This is a genomic window from Acinetobacter sp. YH12132, from assembly GCF_013418645.1.
Classification (GTDB): Bacteria; Pseudomonadota; Gammaproteobacteria; order Pseudomonadales; family Moraxellaceae; genus Acinetobacter; species Acinetobacter indicus.
Genome location: NZ_VPBR01000014.1, coordinates 22,197 through 46,628, shown reverse-complemented (window position 1 = coordinate 46,628; position 24,432 = coordinate 22,197). Strand labels below are relative to the sequence as shown.

Sequence of the window (24,432 nt, the reverse complement as noted above, 5' to 3'; positions counted from 1 at the left end):
TATTCAAACTCTATTCCATCTCGCTATTCTTCAGTTATAATTTCGCCCATTGTTCTCTTCACACTGCTGCTGTATTGCTATGCTTAAAAAAATATTTTTCCAGCTGCACTGGTTCCTTGGAATTAGTGCGGGCCTGATTCTCGCACTGATGGGTGTTACCGGTGCGATTTATTCCTATGAACAACAAATTCTAAAATGGATGAATCCGGACAGTTATACCGTGCAGGTCGAAAACCGGGCCAAGCTCACCCCGGCGGAAATCTATCAGCATTTTCAGCTGACTCAACCTGAAACCAAAATTAATAGCATTACTATCGCCTCCGATCCGGCAGCATCTTCGAGTGTCAATATTGCCAAAGAAGGCGCACGTCGCGGCCAGAATGTGCTGATTAACCCCTACAGCGCAGAAGTGTTACCCGAGATTAAAGGCCGTGAATTTTTCCAGTTTATCCAGCAGTTACACCGTAACCTGACCGTTGGCCCTGTCGGCAAGCAGATTACCGGCGCCTGTGCCTTGATGCTGATTTTCTTTGTCTTGAGTGGTCTGTATCTACGCTGGCCGAAAAAGCATTCGGTAAAACAGTGGTTCTTTGTGAAGCCGAAACTTAAAGGCCGGAACTTCATCTGGGATTTACACGCCGTTGTCGGCACCTGGGTGGTGATTTTCTACCTGATTCTGGCCTGTACCGGTCTGTACTGGTCCTATGACTGGTGGCGTAATGGCATGTTCAAGGTGCTGGGCGTAGAGCGTCCACAACCGCAAATGCAGGCCAATGCCGCGCCGCAAGGTCAGCGTGGTGCGCCGCAAGGCCGTGAACGTGGCGAAGGTGCTGCGCGTGAAGGTCGTGGTGAGCGTGCGGAAGGACTGGATTCGCTGCAAATGCAGGCTGTATTAAACCAGACCTGGACTGGCGTACAGGCACAACTGGGACGCGACTACTCAACCATGACCCTGAATCTGCCCAAACAGGCCAATGGTGAAGTCAGCCTGAACTTTGTCGATGCAGTACCGCAGCATGAACGTGCCCGCAATAGTGCAACCTATAACTATCAGACGGCCAGCCTCACCGACATCAGCCTGTATGAAGATAAAAAGCTCAATGAAAAAATCATGAGCAGCATGTTACCGGTTCACCGTGGCAGCTTCTTTGGTCCGGTGTACCAGTTCTTTGCCATGGTCGCTTCCCTGCTGATGCCGCTGTTCTTTGTCACCGGCTGGATGCTGTATCTGAAACGTCGCAAGCAGAAGAAACTGACCCAGGCAGCACGGAATAGCGCAAGCGCCGTCACGGTTGATCCAAATGCCAAACCGTGGCTGATTGCCTACGCCACCCAAACCGGCGTGGCTGAACAGCTGGCCTGGCGTACTGCGACCAGTTTGCAGGAAGCGCGTCAACCAGTGACCGTGAAACCGGTACAGCAATTGAGTCTGGAAGATCTGCAATCGGTAGAACAGGTGCTGTTTGTAGCCAGTACCTATGGTACCGGTGAAGCACCTGATTTAGCCTCCAGCTTTGACAAGAAAATCCTGAGCAGCTCGGCCAATTTACAGCATCTTCGTTATGCGGTACTGGCGCTGGGCTCCAGGGAATATCTGGACAGCTACTGCAGCTTTGGTCATAAAATTGATCAGTGGTTACAACGCAATCAGGCGCAGCCTCTGTTTGCCACCATTGAAGTGGATAATGCCAGCAATGAAGATATCCAGCGCTGGAATGCGGCACTGGCCCAAACCACCCAGCTTGAATTGCAAGGCATGGACATTCACAAGACCTTTGACAGCTGGATTCTGAAACAGCGTGATCTGCTCAATCCGAACAGTCTGGGGGCACCGGCCTATAATATCGAGCTGGCGCCACAACACGAAGCGCACTGGGAAGCCGGTGATATTGCCGAAATCCAGCCGGGGAACAGTCCTGAGCGTCTGGCAGCCTTTATGCAACAGCATCAGATTCAGCCGGGTACCCTGCTAGATTCGACCGGTGAACCGATTGAACAGGCACTCTGGGACAAAGATCTGACGGTTGAAATCGAGCCGTTTGCCAATCTGGAACATTTACTGGAACAGTTACCGACCCTGCCTGCACGTGAATATTCGATTGCCAGCATTCCATCGCAGCAGATTCTGCGTCTGGTGGTCCGTCAGCAATCCGATGCCCAAGGTCAACTGGGTCTTGGTTCGGGCTGGCTCACCCAACATGCGCCGCTACAGAGCAGTATTGCCCTGCGCATTCGCACCAATGAGTCGTTCCACCTGATTGATGACAACCGTCCAATCATCTGTATTGGTAACGGGACTGGTATTGCCGGACTGATGAGTCTGTTACAGGCACGTATCCGTCATGACTATACCCAGAACTGGCTAATTTTCGGTGAACGTCAGCGCGCACATGACTTTTTCTATGAAAATATTGTGTCTGCATGGCAAAGCACCGGCATGTTGCAGCGTCTGGACGTGGCCTTCTCGCGTGATCAGGAACAGAAAGTTTATGTACACCATAAATTGCGTGAACAGGCCGAAGAACTGCAACGCTGGATTGAGCAAGGTGCCGTGATTTATGTCTGCGGCAGTATTGATGGCATGGCCAGCGATGTTGACCAGACCCTGATTGAACTGCTTGGTGAAGCGACGGTGGATCAATTACGCAGCGAAGGCCGTTACCGCCGTGATGTCTACTAAGTTTCGCTAACTGGCTGAAAACTAAAACTGAAAAAACCGGACTTGATGTCCGGTTTTTTCATCTTGATCTTTTATAATCTGCAGATACATCACGCTATTTATGATTATTCCGCCATGCAGAGTCACAGCCACGCCCCACTGAAACGTATCTTTAGCCTGATGGCTGCAGTTCTACTGCTGGCCAATGGTTTGTGGTTGCTCAGCCTGAACAGCTTTCACTTTGGTACCCTGCTGCCGATGCTGCTCGGTGCAGCACTGTTCATTTATGCCTTGTGTTATGTTCCGCTACAGCGCTGGATTCGACAGCGCCCGATCTATCAACAAGGCTGGCGTTTAGTATGGGGTGCTTTCTGGGTCTGGCTACTCAGTGTGGTACTGTTCTTTGGCTACTTACACTGGCAAAGCCTGCATAGCCAGCCCAATCCGAATACGCAGGCGATTCTGATTTTAGGCGGGGGAATCCAGCACAACCAGCCAACGCCAACCTTGGCCAAACGCCTAAATGCAGGTGCCACGTTGGCCAAGCAGCTGCCACAAATTCCCATTATCGTCAGTGGTGGCGCCGCTTTTGGGAATCAGTGGACCGAAGCCGAAGTGATGGCGCACTATTTAACAGAGCAGCATCATCTTCCGAAAACACGAATTCTATTGGAAGCACGCAGTACCAGTACCGCTCTGAATTTCCACAATTCCAAGGCCTTGCTGGTACAACACGATATTCAGCTCAGTGATCCGATTGCCGTGGTGACCAGTGATTTTCATTTACCGCGTGCGCTGGCGATTGCCCGCAAACAGGGCTATCAGCAGCCCTTGCCCTATAGCGCTCCTACACCACTCTATATTCGCTATAACTCCTGGTTACGCGAATATTTTGCTTATGTAAGTGGTTGGCTACTCAATGAATATTAATACCCAATAAATATTAATTAAGGCGAATAGAACGTGGCGAAGGCAGTTGCAGGTTTTTATAAACCTCAGGTTTTTGCAAATAAATCTGGTAAAGATAGTTTTTAATATCCAGCAGCAGCTTTTCCGGTGCTACCAGCACATTCTGCCCTTCAGGACTAAGATTCATCGACACCAGTGTGCTTTCCTGCCTTAAAAATGGCAGGACTTTTTCAATAAAATCTTTAAAGCTGACTTCCTGAATATCGTAATTTTCCCAGTTGTCTTTGACCAGCAGTTTGGCCAGACTTTTATTTTGCCAGACCGCAAAAGCGCGCTGTCCGGTGGGTGTGGCACATAAGGCCCAGCCGTCATGATACAGCGCAAACACTTGTCCCTGGCTGACCATGATTTCAATAAACTGTTTGTAAATATCTTGAACGTTATAGCTTGAAGTTTGAGATTTAGACGCGGCCTTGCGTTGATATGGATTGCGCATAGATCATCCAGTCCATTTTATTGTTTTATAATGCTGGGATTCTATGGAATATTTAAGATTTAGGCAAGAAAGATATGGTGGGCGCTGACGGGATCGAACCGCCGACATTCTGCTTGTAAGGCAGACGCTCTACCAACTGAGCTAAGCGCCCTGAAGAGTAAAAAATAATATATTATTTTTTACGACGCAAGACCAACGAAGTGTGTAGTCTTGGTAATTGATCACATTTTTCACATCAGGGCATGAAAAAATGGCGCAGCGGACGGGGCTCGAACCCGCGACCCCCGGCGTGACAGGCCGGTATTCTAACCAACTGAACTACCGCTGCAACGGTAATTGCGTAAGCAATTAAGGTCTTTTAAGCTTTACAGCTTGAATATGGTGGGCGCTGACGGGATCGAACCGCCGACATTCTGCTTGTAAGGCAGACGCTCTACCAACTGAGCTAAGCGCCCTGATTAAGATTGTCAATCTTGATTCAACTATAAGCTCAGGAAACTTATAGGGCTATTCTTTGAGATGGCGCAGCGGACGGGGCTCGAACCCGCGACCCCCGGCGTGACAGGCCGGTATTCTAACCAACTGAACTACCGCTGCATCGCAAAAGAATCATGGTGGGCGCTGACGGGATCGAACCGCCGACATTCTGCTTGTAAGGCAGACGCTCTACCAACTGAGCTAAGCGCCCTCAAAAGCGTTTTATGTAAATGGCGCAGCGGACGGGGCTCGAACCCGCGACCCCCGGCGTGACAGGCCGGTATTCTAACCAACTGAACTACCGCTGCACTTACACAAAGTCACTATTGTGGTTCAAACGAATATTAAAGAAGCTTAAGTGGCGCAGCGGACGGGGCTCGAACCCGCGACCCCCGGCGTGACAGGCCGGTATTCTAACCAACTGAACTACCGCTGCACGTAAGAATCTTTAACGTAAAGGCTTGGTGGGCGCTGACGGGATCGAACCGCCGACATTCTGCTTGTAAGGCAGACGCTCTACCAACTGAGCTAAGCGCCCTTAACGTCTTCATCGTTTGTGAGGTGCATTATAGAGAATCTTTACCGCCTGTCAAACGCTTTTCTGCCAGTTTTCACTTTTTTATGACTGAGTGATTAAAAAATAAGTGATTCGCTAGAAAAACAAACAAATTCTGTATGTTATTTGACTTTATTCAAAAAATTTTATTTTTAGCCCACTAGGGAATAGAAGAAATTTCTTGCAATTACCCCCCTGCTCGCCTGCACATTTTTATTTTTTCCCTGTGAAAAATGGCAGCAAAATTCAGGCTTAAGTCTTATGGCTGGGGTTCAATGGCCAAGGGACTAAAATCCAGCCGCTCTTCAGACAGATACACCAATGCCTGTTCTGGAATCAGCTCGAACAGCTCGATAATGTCGCGATTGCGCATCCGGATACAGCCATGTGACTTGGGAATACCCATCGGTTCAGTATCTGGCGTGCCATGCAAATAAATATAACGTTTAAAGGTGTCACAGCCAGCGCCCTGGTTAAAACCATCCTCCAGCCCTGATAGCCATAAAATACGGGACAAAATCCAGTCACGTTCAGGAAACTGTTCGGCCAGCTCATCATCATAAATTTCACCCGTCGGCTGACGGGCAATAAACACGGTATTTTCCGGCGCATCTGCACCAAACTTGAGGGCCACCTGATGCCAGCCACGCGGGGTTTTGCCACTATTTTCCGCTTCACCAATGCCCTTTTCACCGGTAGACACCACATACAGTTTATTGTGTTTTGGTAGATATAAGGTCTGCTCAGATAAATCGACCAGAATATCTGCAGCATGTAGAGGGTAGATCATTCTTGCTTTACCTTTGGTGGAGTGACAACAACAGGTTCAGGGCGTAGCCATAACCAGATTGCCACCACAAACATGGTCAGGTTGGTAAAAATTTTGACTGCCAGCGGAGCCGTGGTAAATAACATGATGCAGGCACTGATCAGCATCATGATGGTGGCAAACCATTTGGCTTTACGTGGTACGGTACCATTGGCACGCCAGTCTCTTAAGGTCTGGCCATATTTGGGATGGTTCAACAACCAGGCATCCATTTGCGGCCAGCCTTTGGATGCGGCCCAGGCCGCTAAAATCAGAAAGACTGTTGTTGGCATACCGGGCAACACTGCACCAATGAAGCCGAGGATGACAAAAATCACCACCAAACTTCGCCAAAACAATACTCTCATACCGCAACCCTACCCGTCGAATTGCGCTAGTATAAAGTGTTTTTAAACTTTTCTTCGTTGTAATTCTGCTGTTTAACCATGGATTTACTGATGTCGCCTAACACCTTTACTGATATTTCTGCTGAACCCTGGTTAAATTTCCGCAATCCGCTGGTGCGGCAACTGGCCTTTAGCGTGGCCAGTCCCAACATTTTACAGCAGCTGCCACCAGCACTGGAGCAGCGTTATGGCTTTGATTTTCATCCTACAGACTGCTGGTTACAGCACTTTGATCATTATCAAAGCCGGCTGAAGCATTTAGACCAGCATCCGGCTGCACTGGAAGATTTTTTAAGCCAGCTCAAAAGTACCCGGCTAGGGCTGCGGTTTGAAATGCTGCTCTGGTTCTGGCTGACCGAGCGTGACTATCATCCTTATGAATTGCTCGGGCATAGCATTCAGATAATTGATGGACCACGCACCACGGGCGAACTCGATTTTCTGCTGCTAAATCATGACCACCAGCAAATTGAACATTGGGAAGTGGCGCTCAAATATTATCTGGCCGAACGTGATTTGAGTCTGCCCTACTGGTATGGGCTGAACCGCAGCGACACCTTATTACGCAAGTTAACCCACTTTACCCAAAAGCAGTTTCAGTTTCAGCAGGCCCAAGGTCATACCATTCAACAGCGCTTTGCCGTGTTAAAAGGCCAGCTGTATCTGCCTGAACATGCTACTGCACAGGCTCTTCCTGACTGGGTCAATCCCGAGCGCAGAATTGGCACCTGGGGCCAGCATTTGCCGAAAAATCATCAGGATTTTTACCGACTGCAACGGCATGAATGGATTTGCCCACATGCCAGTCCAAGCAGTTCAGCCAACGCATTCTGGAGCAATGGCTTATATCTGAATCAGGATCAGTCAGCATTTTATATGTATCGTAACCCGGTGCTGATGGATGCCTATTATCAGCACTATTGGACTAAAAGCCTATCTTTGAACAACATTTAATTACTCAACCACAATCAAAGCACTATATTTTTTTGGCTGTATATTTCTTACTCTAATTTTCACATCAGAATAATTTATGCTTAATGATACGGAGATGATGATGAAAAAAATTCTAGCGACTTCATTACTAATGATGTTTGTTCTGACTGGTTGTAATACAGTAAAAGGTCTAGGTGAAGATGTCTCTTCAGCAGGTAATGCGGTAAGTAATACGGCTGAAAAAACTCAGGATGAAATCCGTCAATAATCAAATTTCAATGCAAATTCCCGGCAAAAACCTTATCTCCTGATAAGGTTTTTTTATATTAAAAACTCCCCTTCTCGGCATGATTCCCCTATTATAGGGGCAAATTTTTTGCATGATTCCAAAGCCATGAACCACTCAGATACGCTCGAGCTCAGCTTACAGTTATTACGTCAACCTTCCGTAACACCTGTTGATCATAACTGCCAAGACATCATGGCGGAACGCTTAAAAAAGATTGGCTTTAATATTGAATCAATGCGTTTTGAAGATGTCGATAATCTTTGGGCGCGTAAAGGCACAGAAGGCCCGGTGTTCTGTTTTGCCGGTCATACCGATGTGGTCCCTACCGGTAGTTTAGATGCCTGGCATTCTGACCCGTTTGCTCCAGAAATTCGTAATGGCAAGCTCTATGGCCGCGGCAGTGCCGATATGAAAACAGCATTGGCAGCCATGGTAGTGGCTTCAGAACGCTTTGTGGCCAAACATCCAGATCATAAAGGCTCAATTGCGTTCTTAATTACCTCAGATGAAGAAGGCCCATCCATTAACGGTACCGTGAAAGTGGTTGAAACCTTAGAAGCACGCAATGAAAAAATGGACTGGTGTCTGGTCGGTGAACCATCAAGTACCCATCGTCTGGGTGATATTGTCAAAAATGGCCGTCGTGGTTCATTAAATGCGGTATTAACCGTGAAAGGCAAACAGGGCCATGTGGCTTATCCGCATCTGGCGATTAACCCGATTCATACCGCCTCTAAAGCGCTGGCTGAACTGTGCGAAACCGTTTGGGACAATGGCAACGAATACTTCCCGGCCACCTCTTTCCAGGTGTCGAATATTCAGGCCGGTACCGGTGCAACCAACGTGGTACCAGGTACCATGACCGTGACCTTTAACTTCCGCTACTCGACTGAAGTGACTGCTGAGCAGCTCAAAGCCCGGGTACTGGAAATTCTGGACCGCCATCAACTGAACTATGACATTCAATGGACACTGTCCGGTTTACCATTCCTGACCCCAGTTGGTGAACTGGTCAATGCCGCCAAAAATGCGATTCGCAATGTGACCGGTGTCGAAACTGAACTGTCGACTTCGGGCGGAACATCAGATGGCCGCTTTATCGCGCCAACCGGTGCGCAAGTGCTGGAACTGGGTGTGCTGAACGCGACCATTCACCAGATCAATGAACACGTGAATATTGATGATTTAGAGCCACTGGCTGAAATTTATGAGCAGATTCTTGAAGGCCTGCTGACTTAATTTCTTGCTATTGTATAAAAAAGGAACTCCACGGAGTTCCTTTTTTTGTGTCTGTTGCCAACTGTTAAATTAGCTATTCAAACCCAGACTGGCCTGAATATGCGCCAGATTCGGGACATGGAATACCTGCTCACCCATACGTACATACTGGAATACCGCCGGATGCTGGCCTTCACGCTCATCATCGACCACTTCCGAAATACGCAGACGGATGGTTTTTGGCATGGCATTGCACATCAGGGCAAAGCGCTGGTCAATTTCATCACCTTCAATCACCAAGGCAACGCCCTGATTTTGCTCTGGATGGGTAACACGATATACCGGCAGTTTTAGATCGTGCCACTCGACATGATCGACCGCGGTAGAACTGTCCAGCGCCGACAGGACAATATTCTGTGGAATCAGCATATCTTCCTGATCATGACATTCCACAATATAGGCATCAATAAAACCGGTTGAAACGGTAATCAGATGTTGCAGTTCCTGCTGGCTAATCTGGTCGATTTTGCTGGTGCTTTGACTCATGCTTTAGCCTCACTGCTATGCAAAATGTTTTCAATATTGGCAAGCAATTCTGCTTCCTGGAACGGTTTACCCATATAGTGCGTTACCCCCAAGCTAAAGGCACGTTCGCGGTGTTTTTCACCGGTACGCGAGGTAATCATGATAATTGGCAAGTCACGATGGATGTCATGGCGGCGTACCAGGGTGGTCACCTCAAAGCCGTCCATACGCGGCATTTCAATATCCAGCAGCATCAGATCCGGTTTAACATTTTCAAGCTGCTCAATCGCATCGACACCGTCTTTGGCTGTGACCACATCAAAGCCCTGACGCTCGAGCAGACGTGACGTGACCTTACGTACGGTCACCGAGTCATCCACAATCATTACCAGATGACGGGTATCACGACGCTGTACTTCACGCGGCTCCATCACATGCTTGATGCGCTGGGTTGCCTGAATCTGACGGGCAATATTCTGACCATCCAGAATCAGACAGACCTGACCATCACCAAGAATGGTCGCACCGGCAATCGAGCCCACGCTGGAGAACTGCTGGCCAATCGGTTTCATCACAATCTGGCCACGCGAACCAATCAGCTGATCGACCAGTAAGGCAATGGTCTGACCGGTATTGCCTTTAATCAGCAGCACCGGCAATGAATGCGCGATATTGCTTAAACGCGGCAATGGCTGATTAGCGACAAACTCGGACAGATAGCGCAACTTATAGTTTTGCTGATCAATCTTGAAGTAGTCATCTTTGCTGCTGAAGTAACTTTCCAGTGCAGAAGGTGAAATTCGTACAATACGGTCAATTTGCGCCAATGGAATTGCGAACTGCTGATCGCCAACTTTTACCATCAGGGCATCGGATACCGCCACTGTGGTCGGTACGCGAATACTGAAGGTGGTGCCTTTACCGAGTTCAGAATCGACCTCGACATGGCCGCCCAGCGCTTTAATTTCGCTTTGCACCACGTCCAGACCGACGCCACGACCTGAAATCTGGGTCACGGCTTGTGCGGTACTAAAGCCCGGATGGAAAATCAGCTGCAGGATTTCTTTCTTGTCCAGCTGCTGCTCTGGCTGAATCAGGCCAAGGCTCAGGGCTTTGGCGTGAATTTTGGTTTCATCAATCCCCTTACCATCATCGGTAAAGCTAATCAGTACATCGGTACCCTGACGGCCGATGTTCAGCTCAATCTGGCCCACTTCCGGCTTCGCTGCCTGTTTACGTACAGCGGCATCTTCCAGGCCATGGTCCACCGCATTACGCAACATGTGTTCAAATGGTGAAATCAGGCGTTCCAGAATGGTCCGGTCCAGCTCGCCTTCGGTATTGTGTACCACCAGCTCGGCAGGACGGTTTAAGGTCGATGAAGTCTGACGCACAATCCGCTGTAAACGTGGCAACATGCGCGAGAACGGTACCAGACGGGTGCGCATCAGGCTTTCCTGAATTTCTGCCTGAATCCGCGATTGTTGCAGTAACAGACCTTCGGCATCACGAATCTTGTCCGCCAGCGTGGTCTTAAAGTCCACCAAGTCCGACGCCGATTCCGCCAACGATTTCGACAGCTGGTTCAAGGAGGAGTACTGGTCCATCTCCAGCGGGTCGAAGTCGGTATAGCGTGAATGTTCATCACCATGTTTGGCAATAATCTGGCTTTCCAGCTCGCCTTCCATTCGGCGTAACTGATCGGCCAGACGTTTAATCGCCAGTTCCATTTCATTCAGGGTACCGCCCAGCTGACCCAGCTCCATCTCGATTCGCGAGCGGTTAATCGCGTTTTCACCCGACAGGTCAATCATCTTCTCAACCAGATCAGCCGAAATACGGATCATCTCATTGCTGTTATCCAGCTGTGCGGTTTCGCTCCATTCGCCCTGCATGGATGGCGGCTCGGCACCATCACCCTGTACAAATTCGAAGGTTTTGCTTGGTGCCAGCAAATCGGTAGCATTAAAGCGTTCTGGCAGCTGTGCCGTCGCATTGACGTATTCAATCGACTCCAGGCTAGCTTTCAGGCTGTCAAAATTGCTGTAATCACGCTGGAAGATGGCTTCTTTTAACCAGACCACAGTGGTGTTGAGCAAGGCATCATAAGCATTGGAATTAAACTGATGCACCGCAAACTGTTCAAAGGTATTTTCCAGCTGATAAGCAATCACGGCCACCGGCTCGATTTCAGCCATACGCGCGCCGCCTTTTAGACTGTGCGCAGCACGTTGTAACTGCAGCAAAATACTTCGGTCACTACGATGGTCAAACCACTGCTTTAACAGGCTTTCTGTGGTGTCGAGCAGTTCCTCGGCTTCTTCCAGGAAGGTTTCTTCCACAATCGAATGCAGATTGTCTTCACCGTCATTTTCAGTAGTAGATACCGCATCTGTAGGGATGGTTTGCTCAGCCAGGGTCGGTGCATCTTCCAGTACCGGTTCGCTGCTGGTGTCTGGCTGCTCATCTTCAGGCGCAGTATAGGCTGTTTCTGCACGTGCTGGCTGTTCCAGTTCAAACTCAAGTGCAGATGCATCAGACTGTTGTACATCTGCGCTAGAGCTTGCTTCAGCCGCCACTGCCAGCGATTCAGCTTCAACCAGTTGACCTTGGGCCAGTTCGCTAATATTTTCCAGAATCGCCAGTGATTCTTGCGCCGGATAATCGACCTGCTGTTCACGGATGGTCTGGATACGGTCCGCAATATTGTCCTGAACCAGACGGATAATCTGAATCAATGCGGTCGATGCGCTCATCTGACGGTTAATGATGCGCTCATAAATGGTTTCTAAATGGTGCGCAATCAGACCGATATGGCTGGCTGCAATCATGTTGGCACCACCTTTTAAGGTGTGCAAATGGCGCATCAGATTGTTCAGCGCAGCAGTATTGCTCGGGTCTTGGCTCCAGCTGTTAACATCCTGGTCAATACCCGTAAGTAACTCTTCGGCCTCTTCCAGGAAAATGTCCAGCAGGTCTGGATCAAAGTCCTTGTTGGCTTCAGCGCTATCCATGTATTGACGGTCAGCTTCCAGACGCTGTGACAATACGGCCAGATTCAGCCCGGCACCGGCTTCAACCGTTTCGGTTACAGCTTCTGTGGTATCAGTTTCTGGGCTTAGTGCTTCAATATCCTGCTGTACAAAGGCACTCAGGTTATTGATGATCTGCTGAGCATCTTCGCTTAAGCTGACGCGTTGCCCGGCAGCCAGGGTATCAAACAGATGGATAAATTCCTGATGCGCCTGTCCAAATAATTCAAAGGCATAATCGCTATGCAGCAGGCTTGGCTTGTCCAGCAAGGCCGCATAGGCCAGTTGTAATTCCTGGGTAAAATCATGAATACCCTGAGAGGCGCGGTTATCGGTACGCTCTACCAGCAGCTTCGCCTGATGGCTCAGGGTCTGGATATATTCCGGATATTCAGCCTGCGCACGCTGGTCAAATTCGAACTCAGCATCGAGCAACTGATCAATATTCAGTTCAATCAGCTTGGATACCAGACCTTGCGGATTCACTGATTCATCAACATCTTCCAGGCTAAAGCCATAGTTCTGCCATGCAGTATTGAAAGTCTGATAAATCCGGTCCATGCCGGCACTGTCATTCTGCGGCAACAGATGCAGATAATCCCGCACAAATTCAGCATATTGCAATAACAGTGCGGTTTCTTTGGAAGTCGATTCAATTTCATCCTGTAACAGGGTCTTGAACAGGTTTTCTACCTTGGAGCTGGCATCAAAAATCTGCTCGATGTGTGCCATGGATGAACTGCCGCGCAAGGTATGCAGGGCACGAATCAGGCCATTGTAATCTTGGGTTTTCAGCTCATCGTGTGCCAGGAAGCGATCCACCGTTAACAGGTGTTCTTCCGCTTCTTCAATAAAGATGGCCAGTGTTTCAGCTGCTAGCGGATCTTCTTCAACACTATCAGCCACAGCCAGCTCGGTGTCTGCAGCAACCTGCTCATCAGTACTTGCTGTATCAAACTCCAGACCGGTGATACTGTCGCTGGACCTTAGGCTGCTTGCCAGTTGTAACAGCTCTTCTAAAGCCGGTTCAGGACTTAAATTTTGTTGTAATTGTTGTCCTAATAGCACCAATGGACGCAGGTCCAGTGCCATCGGCTGGGCATGTTTAAAGCTTGGATAAAGTTTGTATTCAAAGACGTTCGCCACCGCGGTTGCAAACTGCTGCACCTGCGCTGACAGGGTCAGGCTACCGGAAATGACCCGGTTTAAGGTATCTTCAACCGTCCAGGCCAGCTCCCCTGCCGACTTGGCCCCAACCATACGTCCCGAACCTTTTAAGGTATGAAAATGACGGCGAATGGTGGTTAGCGTTTCCTGATCGTTAGGCTGCGTGGCCCATTGAGCCAACAGGTCTTTTAGCTCAACGAAGATTTCTTCAATTTCTTCAACAAAAATTTCTAGAATTTCTGCATCTTGATCAAGATAACTATCTTCAGGAAGCGCAGTCGTTTCAACTAAATTTTTTAATATTTCTTTCATAGCTAAGGCTTCTTATGTTTTCAGCGCCCAGCGGCACTCAAACTTAATTGTAACCATCACGTGTAACCTAACCCTGAAGTTAAGCTGATCTTGTCGATGCTTGGCTTGATCTGTGTAAAACAGAGAGCTTCCCGAAAGAAGCTCTCTGTGGCTTCCTTAGTCCGGAAGTTTAAAGTCGGTTACAGATTCACGTAATGATTCCGCCATGCTGGCCAGTTCAGAAACCGAACGTGCCGTATCGAAGGTTGCTGTCGTGGTTTGCGAGGTAATTTCCTGTACAACGTTCATCGTGGTCGCAATATGACCCGCCGAAGCCGACTGCAGTTTCGCAGCGTCAGAAATGTTGGCAATCAGTTTCGCCAGGTTATTCGATACAGTCTGAATTTCATCCAGTGCCACACCGGCATCCTTGGTCAAGTTCGCACCACGAACAACCTCAGAGGTGGTTTGTTCCATCGAAATTACCGCTTCGTTGGTATCGGTCTGAATGGTTTTAACCAGGGTTTCAATCTGCTTGGTTGCAGATGCTGAACGTTCCGCAAGACGCTGTACTTCGTCGGCTACGACCGCGAAACCACGACCTGCTTCACCGGCCATCGACGCCTGAATTGCTGCGTTTAAGGCCAGAATGTTAGTCTGGTCGGCAATATCGTTAATCAGGGCAACGATGTTACCAATTTCCTGCGAAGATTCACCCAGACGTTTAATACGTTTCGAGGTTTCCTGAATCTGCTCACGAATGATATCCATACCCTGAATTGAACGGTTTACAACTTCCGCACCATTCGATGCAATTTGTACTGAACGTTCCGCAACCGCTGCAGATTCTTCGGCGTTGGCAGATACCTGGTCAATCGACATCGCCATTTCGTTAATCGCGGCAGATGCACCGGCAATTTCCTGCGCCTGGTGTTCAGATGCTTCGGCCAGCTGGTTGGTAATTTCCTGAGTATTGGCGGTATAACGCGCTACTTCGTGAGAAGTTTCATGAATACGCGATACCAGGTCACGTAACTGGTCAATTGCGAAGTTAATCGAGTCGGCAATCGCACCGGTAAAGTCTTCCGATACGGTCGCGTATGAACGCAAGTCACCATCCGCCAGGTCGGCAATTTCATCCAGTAAACGTAAAATCGCGTTCTGGTTACGGTCATATTCGTCTTGCAGACGGGTTACACGTTGCTTATCGGATTGACCACGTAACGTCAGTAATTTGAATACCAGTACCAGGAAGACCAATAAGCTGGCAATTAACAGTACGGCCGGAATAATGACTGCCGGGCCTGCACCGCTGGATAATTTGTTTAACTGGTTTAACAGCTCATCTGACTGACTAAAAATGTCCGATGCAGCCTGACGTACACGTACAATCTGCGCCGAGTTATTTAATACCGTTGCCGATGCAGATTTTAAAACGTCATCATATTCAAACTGGATGCCTTCTAAAGCTTCACGTAGGCCTGGGTCAGCAATACGCTGTACACCGAGCTCTGCACTACCGTTCAGCTGGGCATTTAAGTAAGCACCGAATGTTTCGGTATCGGCACTGAAGTCATCAGCAGATTCACGCGAGTTTTCTGAACCGGTTAATACCGAGCTGATTGAACGCAGGATACGTTCTGCAATGAACACCTGGTTCTTGGCAATAACCACCTGGCTACTTGGCATGTCCTGACGTGCCATCTGGTCAACCATCAGGTTATATTCGGCCTGAATCCCCGGAATGGTTTCACTGATCGCGATGTTGGTGTCATACAGTTTGCTAATAATGGCCTGTTGCGAGCTGATCGTATCAATATTCTGAGAAACTTTGGCCCAGTCGGCTTCGACTTTTTCCAGCTCGGCCGAGTTACTGCTAATATCTTTTACCGTTTCCAGGTTGTCTTTAAAGCTTTGTTGTGACTGGGTCAGCTTCTGGATCGATTCTTTGGTGCCTGAAGCAGTGGCTTCAGTGGCCTGACGTGAAATGGTCTGCGATAACAAACGCAATTCACCCAGACTCTGGGTTAACTGGTTGGTACGCGGTACGCTATAGAATAAAGACAAAAGACTGATAATCGAGACCAACAGCGCAACTGCGGCAATGAAAATAAGTGGCTTTGATTTATTGGTATCACCGAATACACCCGCAAACTGGTCAATTTGCGTCTGTAATTTTGCGACTGATGCCGAACCGCTTTTGCGGTTGGTTCCATCGCCTGAGTTTTTCTTTTTAAGTTTAAAGCCCATGCAGCTTCTCCCCGATTTTCGCCTTTATATATGCGTACGCGATAGTTAATTTATAAATTTTATAGATGCGTTCATAAATTTTGGGTTTTGCAATAAACGACTAAATAAGAAAATATGCCATTGCTGGTTATGCTGGTGGAAATACCCCTGACAATATTCTTGTAAATTACTATCTAAATCATTGTGTTTAGAAAAGAAACTTTTCTTATTAAAGTGTTGGATCCCCAAAACTTGATCTACAACCAAACCGACATAATGGTCTTGATGACTAATACACATTACTTTTTGAGTCGGTGAATAAGCACTGCTATGTCCAGAAACATAATGTGCCAAGTCTGAAACTGAGAGTAATCGGCCCCGGATATTGGCCAGTCCCATGACCCAGTTCTGGGTGTTAGGTACCGGCGTATATTTTGGCGGATAGATAACTTCAGTGACTTCCCCCAACGGGGCAACGAAATATTGCCCCATCATCTCAAACGCAATGCCAGACCATCGGTTTACTTCATTTTCAGTTGTAACGTAGTTTTTATTTCCCCGTTTAGACAACCGAAGTAATTCGATAAATCCATTTGCGGCCATAAGTTATCCTGCATTCAGGTGTTGATTAATAACGTCTATTAATTGTTGTTCATCTACAGGTTTAGTCAGATAATCGCTGGCACCCTGACGTTTCCCCCAAACGCGGTCAGTGGCTTGGTCTTTGGTACTCACGATCACAATTGGAATATGCTTGGTGGTATCCCCACGGGCAATTTGACGGGTTGCCTGGAAACCGTTTACACCCGGCATCACCACATCCATCAGCACCAAGTCAGGAAGCTCGGCCTGTGCCATGGTCACCCCGTCTGCACCATTGGCTGCTTCAAGCACTTCAAAACCATGCTTGGTCAGAATTTCTTTGAAGCGGAATGTTTCTGTTGGAGAATCATCTACAATTAAAATACGTGCCATCTTTATATTCCCCGAGTTATGCGCTTACGTGATTACGAATCGCGTTTAAAAGCTCATCTTTACTAAAAGGTTTGGTTAAATATTCATCTGAACCCACCACGCGGCCTTTGGCCTGATCGAACAGACCATCTTTACTGGACAGCATGATGACTGGAATATTCTGGTAGTTTTGCGAGTTTTTAATTAATGCGCAGGTTTGATAGCCATCTAGACGTGGCATCATGATGTCAACAAAAACGATATCCGGATTTGCATCGGCAATTTTAGACAATGCTTCAAAACCGTCGACGGCAGTGACCACTTCATAGCCTTCACGCTGTAATAAAGTTTCAGCTGTACGACGAATGGTTTTTGAATCATCAATCACCATGACTTTTAGATTTTGGAGTTTATCGTCCATTTAATGACCCTTCCCATTTTGTTTGTACAAGCAATTCGGTGTAGTAGAATTTTATTTACATAATTATGGTTATTTTTAACATATCTTTACTTTAGGTTTCAATGAACAGTTTTTGCCCAAACCTACACTTTATAGAAACTTTGTATAACTGCTTCACACTTTTCCATGACCATTGATTTTTTTTTGTCTATTGTATTTTTTAAATTTCTGATTCTGGTCTAATATAACAGTTTAAAGACTTAAAAATAAGTAAATTAGTCAACTTTATCTCGGGGAAGCTTGTGCGTACTTTTTTTCAAAAAGCTCTCACAAAAAGGGCGCATACATCATTGTTCAGTAAATCGTTGCTGGGCCTGCTGCTGGCTTTACAGATAGGACAGCTGTCTGCCAATACCGACAACAAGCCGGCGTGGTATCGCTACTACGATAAAAACGGCGTGGCCAATATCAGCAGCAATGTTACGCCAAACCATATCCGCTATGGCTATGAAGCACTGGACCGCAACATGCAGGTGATTCAGCGTGCGCGTCCCTATAATAGCGAAACCGATGCCCGTCAGGCGCCACAACGTGCCGCGCAGGCCCGTCAGCGCGAGCAGGATTTAAAACTAAAACAGGCCTATACCAACAGTCATATTGCTACCCAGCAACGTGACAATGCGCTGGCACATATTAAAAAGCAGATTGCCTTTCAGCAGGAACAGTTAAAACAATTACAGAATGACCGGATTGTGTTTAAACGTCAGGAAATGGAATATCTGCGCAAAGTCAAACCGGTCCCCGAACAGCTGAAAAACAATTTAAACAACAACCTGACCAACTTAAATCAGAAAAGACAGCAGATTCAATCGTTACAAACGAGCTATCGAAAAACACAGGCAGAATACGACAGAATTATTACTCGCTTAAAAGCACTTGAATAAAGTGAAGTTTTTAATTGAATTGTCATGTGACAAGAAAAATAAGGATAAATATGCATGCGACCAGCACCGCGTATATCACATACTTCTACCCGTTTTCGTACGCCCCTACTCGGCCTCAGTACACTTTGCCTGTGCCTGCTGCTGACCGCCTGCCAGAACTCAGAACCGGAACAGGCCCGTAGCGAACCAGAAACCATTGAACTGATTCAGGATGATGTGGTGGTCGTGCAAACCGGCGACTCGGTGTCCAAAACTGCCTTTACCGGCACTATTCGCGCCGTACAACACAGCAGCATTCAGGCACAGGTCACGGCCACCGCCAGTGCAGTCAATGCGCAAGTGGGCCAGCGGGTTAGCAAAGGTCAGGTGCTGGTCCGTTTAAACAATCAGGATAATGCCGCGCGTCTGGCGCAAGCACGCGCCAACCTTGCCTCCACGCAGGCACAAGCCAATCAGGCCCGGGTGATGATGGAGCGTAAACGTCGCCTGCTGAATCAGGGCTTTATTTCCAAAGTTGAATATGAACAAAGTCAGGTCGATTATCGTGCCCAGCTGGAAAATGTCCGTGCCCAGCAGGCCAATGTCGATATTGCCGAAAAAGCCGATCGCGATGGCACCATTCTCAGCCCGATTAGCGGCGTGATTACCCAGCGTCAGGTTGAACCCGGCCAGACGGTTTCTGCCGGCCAGACCCTGTTTGAAATTGTTAATCCGGACCGGCTGGAAATTCAGGCCAAACTGCCAAGTGACCAGCAGTCTGCACTCAAGGTCGGCCAAAAGATTGAATATAAAATTCAGGGCAATCCGGCCCAGCTGACCGCCACCTTAAGCCGGATATCTCCAATTGCCGATCTGGCCAGCCGTCAGATCGAGTTTTTTGCCACACCCAATGAATCCATCAACTCGCTCAGCATCGGTGCCTTTGTTGAAGGCAATATTGTTTCATCCAACTCGATTTCTGGTCAGCTGATTCCTTTAGACACCATTCAGGATATACAAAACAAACCTTATGTCTGGGCCATTCGCCAGAACAAGATTGTCCGGATCGATATTCACGTGCTCGAGCAGCGCTATAGTGACAATACCGCCATTGTAAGCGGATTGCAGGCCGGCGATTTAGTGAGTCGGGTCAAGTTTAGTCCGCAGAATGAACAGCAACCGGTCAGCATCAGCCAGACCGCCGAAAACGCCTCAGGATAGAAAACTATGTGGTTTACCCGAATTAGTGTCAAATATCCCGTTTTTACGGTCATGATGATGCTGTGTCTGATGGTGCTGGGTCTGGCTTCCTGGCAGCGTATGGGCGTTGAAGAATTTCCGGATGTCGATTTCCCGTTTGTGGTGGTCTATACCAACTATCCGGGCGCCTCGCCGGAAACGGTTGAATCTGAAATTACCAAGAAAATGGAAGATCAGATCAACACCATTTCCGGTCTCAAACAGGTAATTTCCCAGTCCAGTGAGGGCCTCTCCACCATTATTGCCGAGTTCAACTTGGAGGTATCTTCTGCCGTAGCAGCGCAGGATGTACGCGATAAAATTGCCAGTGTCACCACCGAATTCCGTGATGAAATCCAGGACCCGGTGGTGGAGCGTTACGACCCGACGGCCAATGCGATTATGTCGATTGTGTTTGAATCCGAGCAGATGTCACTGCGTGATTTAAGTGCTTATCTGGACCAACGCATTGTGCCGCAACTGCGCACCGTACCGGGGGTGGGAACGGTCAATTTACTCGGTGATGCGCAGCGCCAGATCCGGATTGAAGTACAGCCGGAAAAACTGCAAAGTTTCGGGATTGGCGTAGATCAGGTCATCAACACCTTAAAAGCAGAAAATATTGAAGTGCCGGGTGGCACCCTGAAACGGGCCAATAGCGAGCTAGTGGTTGAAATTAATTCCAAGGTCATCCATCCGCTGGCCTTTGGGGACCTGATTATTGCCAATAAAAATGGCGCACCGATTTATCTGAAACAGGTCGCTGACATTCAGGATAGCCAGGCCGAGCTAGAGTCCAGTGCCTTTTTAGATGGCAAAACTGCGGTTGCGGTGGATATTCTGCGCAGTTCAGATTCTAATGTCATTGAGGTGGTCGATAACACCTATAAAGTGCTGGATGACCTTCAGCAACAATTGCCTGAGGGCACCACAGCCAAAGTGGTGGTCGACAGTTCCAAAGGCATTCGCGGCAGTATCCGTGATGTGGCCCGCACCATTATTGAAGGTGCAGCACTGGCAGTACTGATCGTCCTGCTGTTTTTAGGCTCGTTCCGCTCCACCGCCATTACCGGCCTGACCCTGCCAATTGCCCTGCTCGGCACATTGACCTTTATCTGGGCCTTTGGTTTTACCATCAACATGATGACCTTGCTGGCCCTGTCCTTAAGTATTGGTCTGCTGATTGATGACGCGATTGTGGTGCGGGAAAATATTGTCCGTCATGCCGATATGGGCAAAGACCATGTTAGCGCAGCGCTGGATGGTACTAAAGAAATTGGTCTGGCGGTTCTGGCCACCACCCTGACCATTGTTGCGGTATTCCTGCCGGTGGCCTTTATGGGCGGGATTATTGGCCGTTTCTTCTATCAGTTTGGGGTCACGGTCAGTACCGCAGTTTTAATTTCCATGTTTGTTAGCTTTACCCTGGACCCGATGCTGTCGGCACACTGGGCCGAGCGTAAGAACCCCAACAAACAGCCAGGCCGGGTGAAACGTTTTCTGAACTGGATTTCCACCAAACTGGACAATCTTAGTCATGTCTATGAAAAGCTGCTGAAACTGGCCTTACGCTTCCGCCTGATTACCCTGCTGATTGCGGTGGCCTCGTTATTTGGCGCACTCGGTTTATCCAAACTGATTGGTACCGAATTTGTACCGGTACCGGACAAAGGTGAAATCCGCATTAAATTTGAAACTCCGGTGGATGCCTCGCTGGAATATTCACAGGCCAAACTGAAACAGGTCGATCAGATTATTCGCCAGCATCCACAGGTTATTTCTACCTATGGTTCGGTTAACAGTCTGACTGACCGCGGTAAAAACCATGTCAATTTACGCGTGAGGGTTACACCGCGCAATGAGCGTAAACAGACCCTAACCGAGCTGAACAATGAATTCCGTGAACGGCTGCAAACCGTGGCTGGCATTCGCGTCACCTCGGTGGCCTCGGCAGATGAAACCGTATCGGGCGGGCAAAAACCGGTGATGATTTCGATTAAAGGGCCGGATTTAAACCAGCTACAACAGATTTCTGACCGCTTTATGCTGGAAATTGCCAAGGTAGACGGTATTGTCGATCTGGAAAGCTCCTTGAAAGAACCGAAACCGACACTGGAAGTGCAAATCAACCGGGTACTGGCCAGTGATTTAGGCCTGTCTGTGAACCAGATTGCCAACGTGATTCGTCCGCTGATTGCCGGCGATGATGTCACCACCTGGCAAGATGAAAACGGCGAAACCTATGATGTAAATGTCCGTCTGACTGAAGACCGCCGCAGCCTGCCGGGTGATGTCCAGCAGATGTCGCTGACCTCACAAAAAACCGATGCCAATGGTCAAGCCATTCTGGTGCCGTTGGCCAGTGTGGCCAGCTTTGAAGAAAACCTCGGCGCTTCACAGATTAACCGTCGTGATCTGGCCCGTGAGGTTCTGGTCGAAGCCAATACCGCAGGTCGCCCAGCTGGTGATATTGGCCGGGACATTGAAGCCATTCAAAATAACTTTGAATTGCCGCCGGGTTACAGCTTCGATACCCAAGGTTCCAATGCCGATATGGCTGAGTCCGCAGGTTATGCACTGACCGCCATCACCCTGTCGATTGTGTTTATTTACATTGTGCTGGGCTCGCAATTTAACAGCTTTATTCACCCAGCTGCGATTATGGCCTCGTTGCCACTGTCGCTGATTGGGGTGTTTTTGGCGCTGTTCCTGCTGAACTCCACCATGAACCTGTTCTCGATTATCGGGATTATCATGCTGATGGGACTGGTCACCAAGAACGCCATCCTGCTGATCGACTTTATTAAAAAGGCCATGGACAGAGGTGAGCCGCGTTATGAGGCGATTATTCAGGCCGGTAAAACCCGTTTACGCCCGATTCTAATGACCACGTCTGCCATGGTAATGGGCATGGTCCCGCTGGCACTCGGTCTGGGTGAAGGCGGCGAACAGAGTGCCCCCATGGCCCATGCGGTAATTGGCGGGGTGATTACCTCGACCCTGCTCACGCTGGTGGTGGTGCCCGTCATCTTTACCTATCTGGATGATTTCAAGAATTTCATGCTGCGCCAAAGCCGCAAACTGATGTCTTGAGTCAGAAGAAAACACAATGAGGTGACATTCCGAATGTTCACCTCATTTTTTTATCGTATAATCTCTGCTTTCACGATTAATTATCAGGACAGTTTCCATGCGCGCGAGTCGCTTTTTGTTTGCTACGTTAAGAGAAACCCCAAATGATGCTGAAGTGATTTCACATCAGCTCATGTTACGTGCGGGGATGATCCGTAAATTGGCTTCAGGTCTGTATACCTGGTTGCCGATGGGGGTACGCGTATTAAATAAAGTCGAAGCGATTGTCCGTGAAGAAATGAACCGCGCCGGCGCTTTAGAAACCTTTATGCCAGTGACTCAGCCTGCATCTTTGTGGGAAGAATCGGGCCGTTATGTGCAATATGGTCCGGAATTACTGCGTTTTACCGACCGTCACAACAACCCATTTGTGCTGGGCCCAACCCATGAAGAAGTGATTACCGATCTGGCACGCACTGAACTGAAAAGTTACAAACAGCTGCCAATGAACTTCTACCAGATTCAGACCAAATTCCGTGACGAAATCCGTCCACGTTTCGGGGTGATGCGTTCACGTGAATTCATCATGAAAGATGCCTATTCTTTCCACGTTGATCAGGCTTCTTTGCAAGAAACGTATGATGTCATGTATGACACTTACTGCCGTATCTTTAGCCGTCTTGGTCTGGATTTCCGTCCGGTACAGGCCGATACCGGCTCAATTGGTGGTTCAGGTTCCCATGAATTCCACGTTCTGGCAGACAGCGGTGAAGATGATATCGCTTTCTCGACTGAATCGGATTACGCAGCCAATATTGAAATGGCGGAAGCGATTCTGGTCGGTGAGCGTGCAGCGCCAAGCCAAGCCTTAACTGTTGTAGATACTCCAAATCAAAAGACCATCGCGGATGTATCAAGCTTCCTCGGTACTGATCCTGCGCATTCTGTTAAAGCTTTACTGGTACAAGGCATTGCCGATGAAAATGGCACTGTTCCGGTGATTGCCCTGTTCCTGCGCGGTGACCATGAACTGAATGAAATTAAAGCTGAAAAACATCCTTTAATTGCAGCGCCATTAACCTTCGCTACTGAAGAGCAAATTGCTGCGCTTGGTCTGACCGCTGGTTTTGTAGGTCCACAAGGCTTGGTTGAAAAAGGCATGACCGTGATTGTCGATCGTGCTGCTTCTGTCTTGTCTGACTTTGTTGCAGGTGCCAACGCCGCAGATCAACACGCTACAGGTGTGAACTGGGAGCGTGATGCACAGTTTACTGAGGTCTATGATCTTCGTAATGTGGTGGAAGGCGATCCATCTCCAGATGGTAAAGGTGTACTTCAAATTAAACGCGGAATTGAAGTAGGCCATATTTTCCAGCTGGGTCAAAAATATTCTGAAGCACTGAACTGTAAAGTGTTAGGCGAAGATGGCAAACCATTTGTAGTAACCATGGGCTGTTATGGTATTGGTGTGACCCGTGTCGTGGCTTCTGCAATTGAACAGAATTATGATGAGAAAGGGATTATCTGGCCAGCTGCCATTGCTCCGTTTGAAGTCGCAATTGTACCAATGAATGCACATAAGTCACCGCGTACATTAGAAGCTGCGGAAGCCTTATATGCAGAATTAAGTGCTGCCGGTTATGATGTACTACTGGATGACCGTAATGAACGCCCAGGAGTGAAATTCTCTGATCTGGAGTTAACCGGTATTCCACACCGTATTGTGATTGGTGAAAAAGGCTTAGATGCGGGTACTTTTGAATATAAAGGTCGCCGTGATGCTGAATCAACCAACTTAAGCAAAGATGAGTTATTGGCGAAGCTCGCAAAATAATAAGTCTTGGTATA

At 48.3% G+C, this 24,432-nt stretch carries 18 protein-coding genes and 8 tRNA genes; 9 read left to right on the top strand and 17 right to left on the bottom strand.

The features are described from left to right. Window positions 1-79: 79 nt before the first annotated feature. Window positions 80-2,680 (top strand): sulfite reductase flavoprotein subunit alpha, encoded by a 2,601-nt coding sequence (locus tag FTU67_RS11960; protein ID WP_180054265.1) that lies wholly within the window; start codon window positions 80-82, stop codon window positions 2,678-2,680. Window positions 2,681-2,794: 114 nt separating this feature from the next. Then, window positions 2,795-3,589: a YdcF family protein gene (locus tag FTU67_RS11955; RefSeq protein WP_180061776.1), complete on the top strand. Its 795-nt coding sequence runs from the start codon at window positions 2,795-2,797 to the stop codon at window positions 3,587-3,589. A 13-nt stretch (window positions 3,590-3,602) separates the two neighbouring features. Here the strand turns inward: FTU67_RS11955 and FTU67_RS11950 are convergent, their stop codons facing one another. From FTU67_RS11950 to FTU67_RS11900, 11 genes are all read right to left on the bottom strand, one after another. Beyond that, window positions 3,603-4,064, bottom strand: a complete 462-nt coding sequence (locus tag FTU67_RS11950) for a DUF2750 domain-containing protein (protein WP_005179520.1) — start codon at window positions 4,062-4,064, stop codon at window positions 3,603-3,605. Window positions 4,065-4,139: 75 nt separating this feature from the next. Continuing rightward, window positions 4,140-4,215: transfer RNA gene (locus FTU67_RS11945), tRNA-Val, on the bottom strand. Window positions 4,216-4,315: 100 nt separating this feature from the next. Next, window positions 4,316-4,392, bottom strand: a tRNA-Asp gene (locus tag FTU67_RS11940). 51 nt (window positions 4,393-4,443) lie between these two features. After that, a tRNA-Val gene (locus FTU67_RS11935) sits at window positions 4,444-4,519 on the bottom strand. A gap of 65 nt (window positions 4,520-4,584) precedes the next feature. Beyond that, window positions 4,585-4,661, bottom strand: a tRNA-Asp gene (locus tag FTU67_RS11930). Window positions 4,662-4,676: 15 nt separating this feature from the next. After that, window positions 4,677-4,752, bottom strand: a tRNA-Val gene (locus FTU67_RS11925). Between the two features lie 20 nt (window positions 4,753-4,772). Continuing rightward, window positions 4,773-4,849 (bottom strand) — tRNA-Asp (locus tag FTU67_RS11920). A 51-nt stretch (window positions 4,850-4,900) separates the two neighbouring features. Next, a tRNA-Asp gene (locus tag FTU67_RS11915) sits at window positions 4,901-4,977 on the bottom strand. A 26-nt stretch (window positions 4,978-5,003) separates the two neighbouring features. Further along, window positions 5,004-5,079 (bottom strand) — tRNA-Val (locus tag FTU67_RS11910). A gap of 277 nt (window positions 5,080-5,356) precedes the next feature. After that, window positions 5,357-5,887, bottom strand: coding sequence for a cell wall-recycling L,D-carboxypeptidase ElsL (elsL, locus tag FTU67_RS11905; protein WP_005179524.1), 531 nt, complete (start codon window positions 5,885-5,887; stop codon window positions 5,357-5,359). Further along, a complete protein-coding gene (locus FTU67_RS11900) occupies window positions 5,884-6,273 on the bottom strand; it encodes a YbaN family protein (RefSeq protein ID WP_075167111.1) in 390 nt (129 codons plus the stop codon). The genes elsL and FTU67_RS11900 overlap by 4 nt, the downstream gene beginning before the upstream one ends. Window positions 6,274-6,363: 90 nt before the next feature. Here FTU67_RS11900 and FTU67_RS11895 point away from each other — a divergent pair, with 90 nt between their 5' ends. The 3 genes from FTU67_RS11895 to dapE all read left to right on the top strand — a co-directional run bounded on the left by FTU67_RS11895 (window position 6,364) and on the right by dapE (window position 8,773). Beyond that, window positions 6,364-7,266 carry a DUF1853 family protein gene (locus FTU67_RS11895; protein ID WP_180061775.1) on the top strand — a complete coding sequence of 301 codons (903 nt, stop codon included), beginning with the start codon at window positions 6,364-6,366 and terminating at the stop codon, window positions 7,264-7,266. Between the two features lie 100 nt (window positions 7,267-7,366). Then, a complete protein-coding gene (locus tag FTU67_RS11890) occupies window positions 7,367-7,513 on the top strand; it encodes an entericidin A/B family lipoprotein (RefSeq protein WP_005179532.1) in 147 nt (48 codons plus the stop codon). A gap of 126 nt (window positions 7,514-7,639) precedes the next feature. Then, entirely contained in the window at window positions 7,640-8,773 is a 1,134-nt protein-coding gene (gene dapE, locus FTU67_RS11885) for a succinyl-diaminopimelate desuccinylase (RefSeq protein ID WP_104488695.1), read from the top strand. A 69-nt stretch (window positions 8,774-8,842) separates the two neighbouring features. On the opposite strand, the gene FTU67_RS11880 is transcribed toward dapE, so the two are convergent. The 6 genes from FTU67_RS11880 to pilG form a co-directional block, all read right to left on the bottom strand. Further along, window positions 8,843-9,298, bottom strand: coding sequence for a hypothetical protein (locus tag FTU67_RS11880; RefSeq protein ID WP_180061774.1), 456 nt, complete (start codon window positions 9,296-9,298; stop codon window positions 8,843-8,845). Continuing rightward, window positions 9,295-13,788: an Hpt domain-containing protein gene (locus FTU67_RS11875; RefSeq protein ID WP_180061773.1), complete on the bottom strand. Its 4,494-nt coding sequence runs from the start codon at window positions 13,786-13,788 to the stop codon at window positions 9,295-9,297. Before FTU67_RS11875 ends, FTU67_RS11880 begins: the two co-directional genes overlap by 4 nt. A 156-nt stretch (window positions 13,789-13,944) precedes the next feature. Next, complete coding sequence (locus tag FTU67_RS11870) at window positions 13,945-16,017, bottom strand: methyl-accepting chemotaxis protein (protein WP_168384278.1); 2,073 nt, start codon at window positions 16,015-16,017, stop codon at window positions 13,945-13,947. A gap of 45 nt (window positions 16,018-16,062) precedes the next feature. Next, on the bottom strand, window positions 16,063-16,599 hold the full coding sequence (locus tag FTU67_RS11865) for a chemotaxis protein CheW (RefSeq protein WP_005179538.1): 537 nt from the start codon (window positions 16,597-16,599) through the stop codon (window positions 16,063-16,065). 3 nt (window positions 16,600-16,602) lie between these two features. After that, window positions 16,603-16,971 (bottom strand): PleD family two-component system response regulator, encoded by a 369-nt coding sequence (locus FTU67_RS11860; RefSeq protein ID WP_005179539.1) that lies wholly within the window; start codon window positions 16,969-16,971, stop codon window positions 16,603-16,605. A 16-nt stretch (window positions 16,972-16,987) separates the two neighbouring features. After that, window positions 16,988-17,371 (bottom strand): twitching motility response regulator PilG, encoded by a 384-nt coding sequence (gene pilG / locus FTU67_RS11855; RefSeq protein WP_005179541.1) that lies wholly within the window; start codon window positions 17,369-17,371, stop codon window positions 16,988-16,990. Window positions 17,372-17,700: 329 nt separating this feature from the next. On the opposite strand from pilG, the gene FTU67_RS11850 reads away from it, so the two are divergent. From FTU67_RS11850 to FTU67_RS11835, 4 genes are all read left to right on the top strand, one after another. Beyond that, window positions 17,701-18,294 (top strand): hypothetical protein, encoded by a 594-nt coding sequence (locus FTU67_RS11850; RefSeq protein ID WP_171525083.1) that lies wholly within the window; start codon window positions 17,701-17,703, stop codon window positions 18,292-18,294. Between the two features lie 54 nt (window positions 18,295-18,348). After that, window positions 18,349-19,494, top strand: coding sequence for an efflux RND transporter periplasmic adaptor subunit (locus tag FTU67_RS11845; protein WP_180061772.1), 1,146 nt, complete (start codon window positions 18,349-18,351; stop codon window positions 19,492-19,494). A gap of 6 nt (window positions 19,495-19,500) precedes the next feature. Further along, window positions 19,501-22,605 (top strand): efflux RND transporter permease subunit, encoded by a 3,105-nt coding sequence (locus FTU67_RS11840; RefSeq protein ID WP_180061771.1) that lies wholly within the window; start codon window positions 19,501-19,503, stop codon window positions 22,603-22,605. 97 nt (window positions 22,606-22,702) lie between these two features. After that, window positions 22,703-24,418: a proline--tRNA ligase gene (locus FTU67_RS11835; protein WP_104469971.1), complete on the top strand. Its 1,716-nt coding sequence runs from the start codon at window positions 22,703-22,705 to the stop codon at window positions 24,416-24,418. Window positions 24,419-24,432 lie beyond the last annotated feature (14 nt).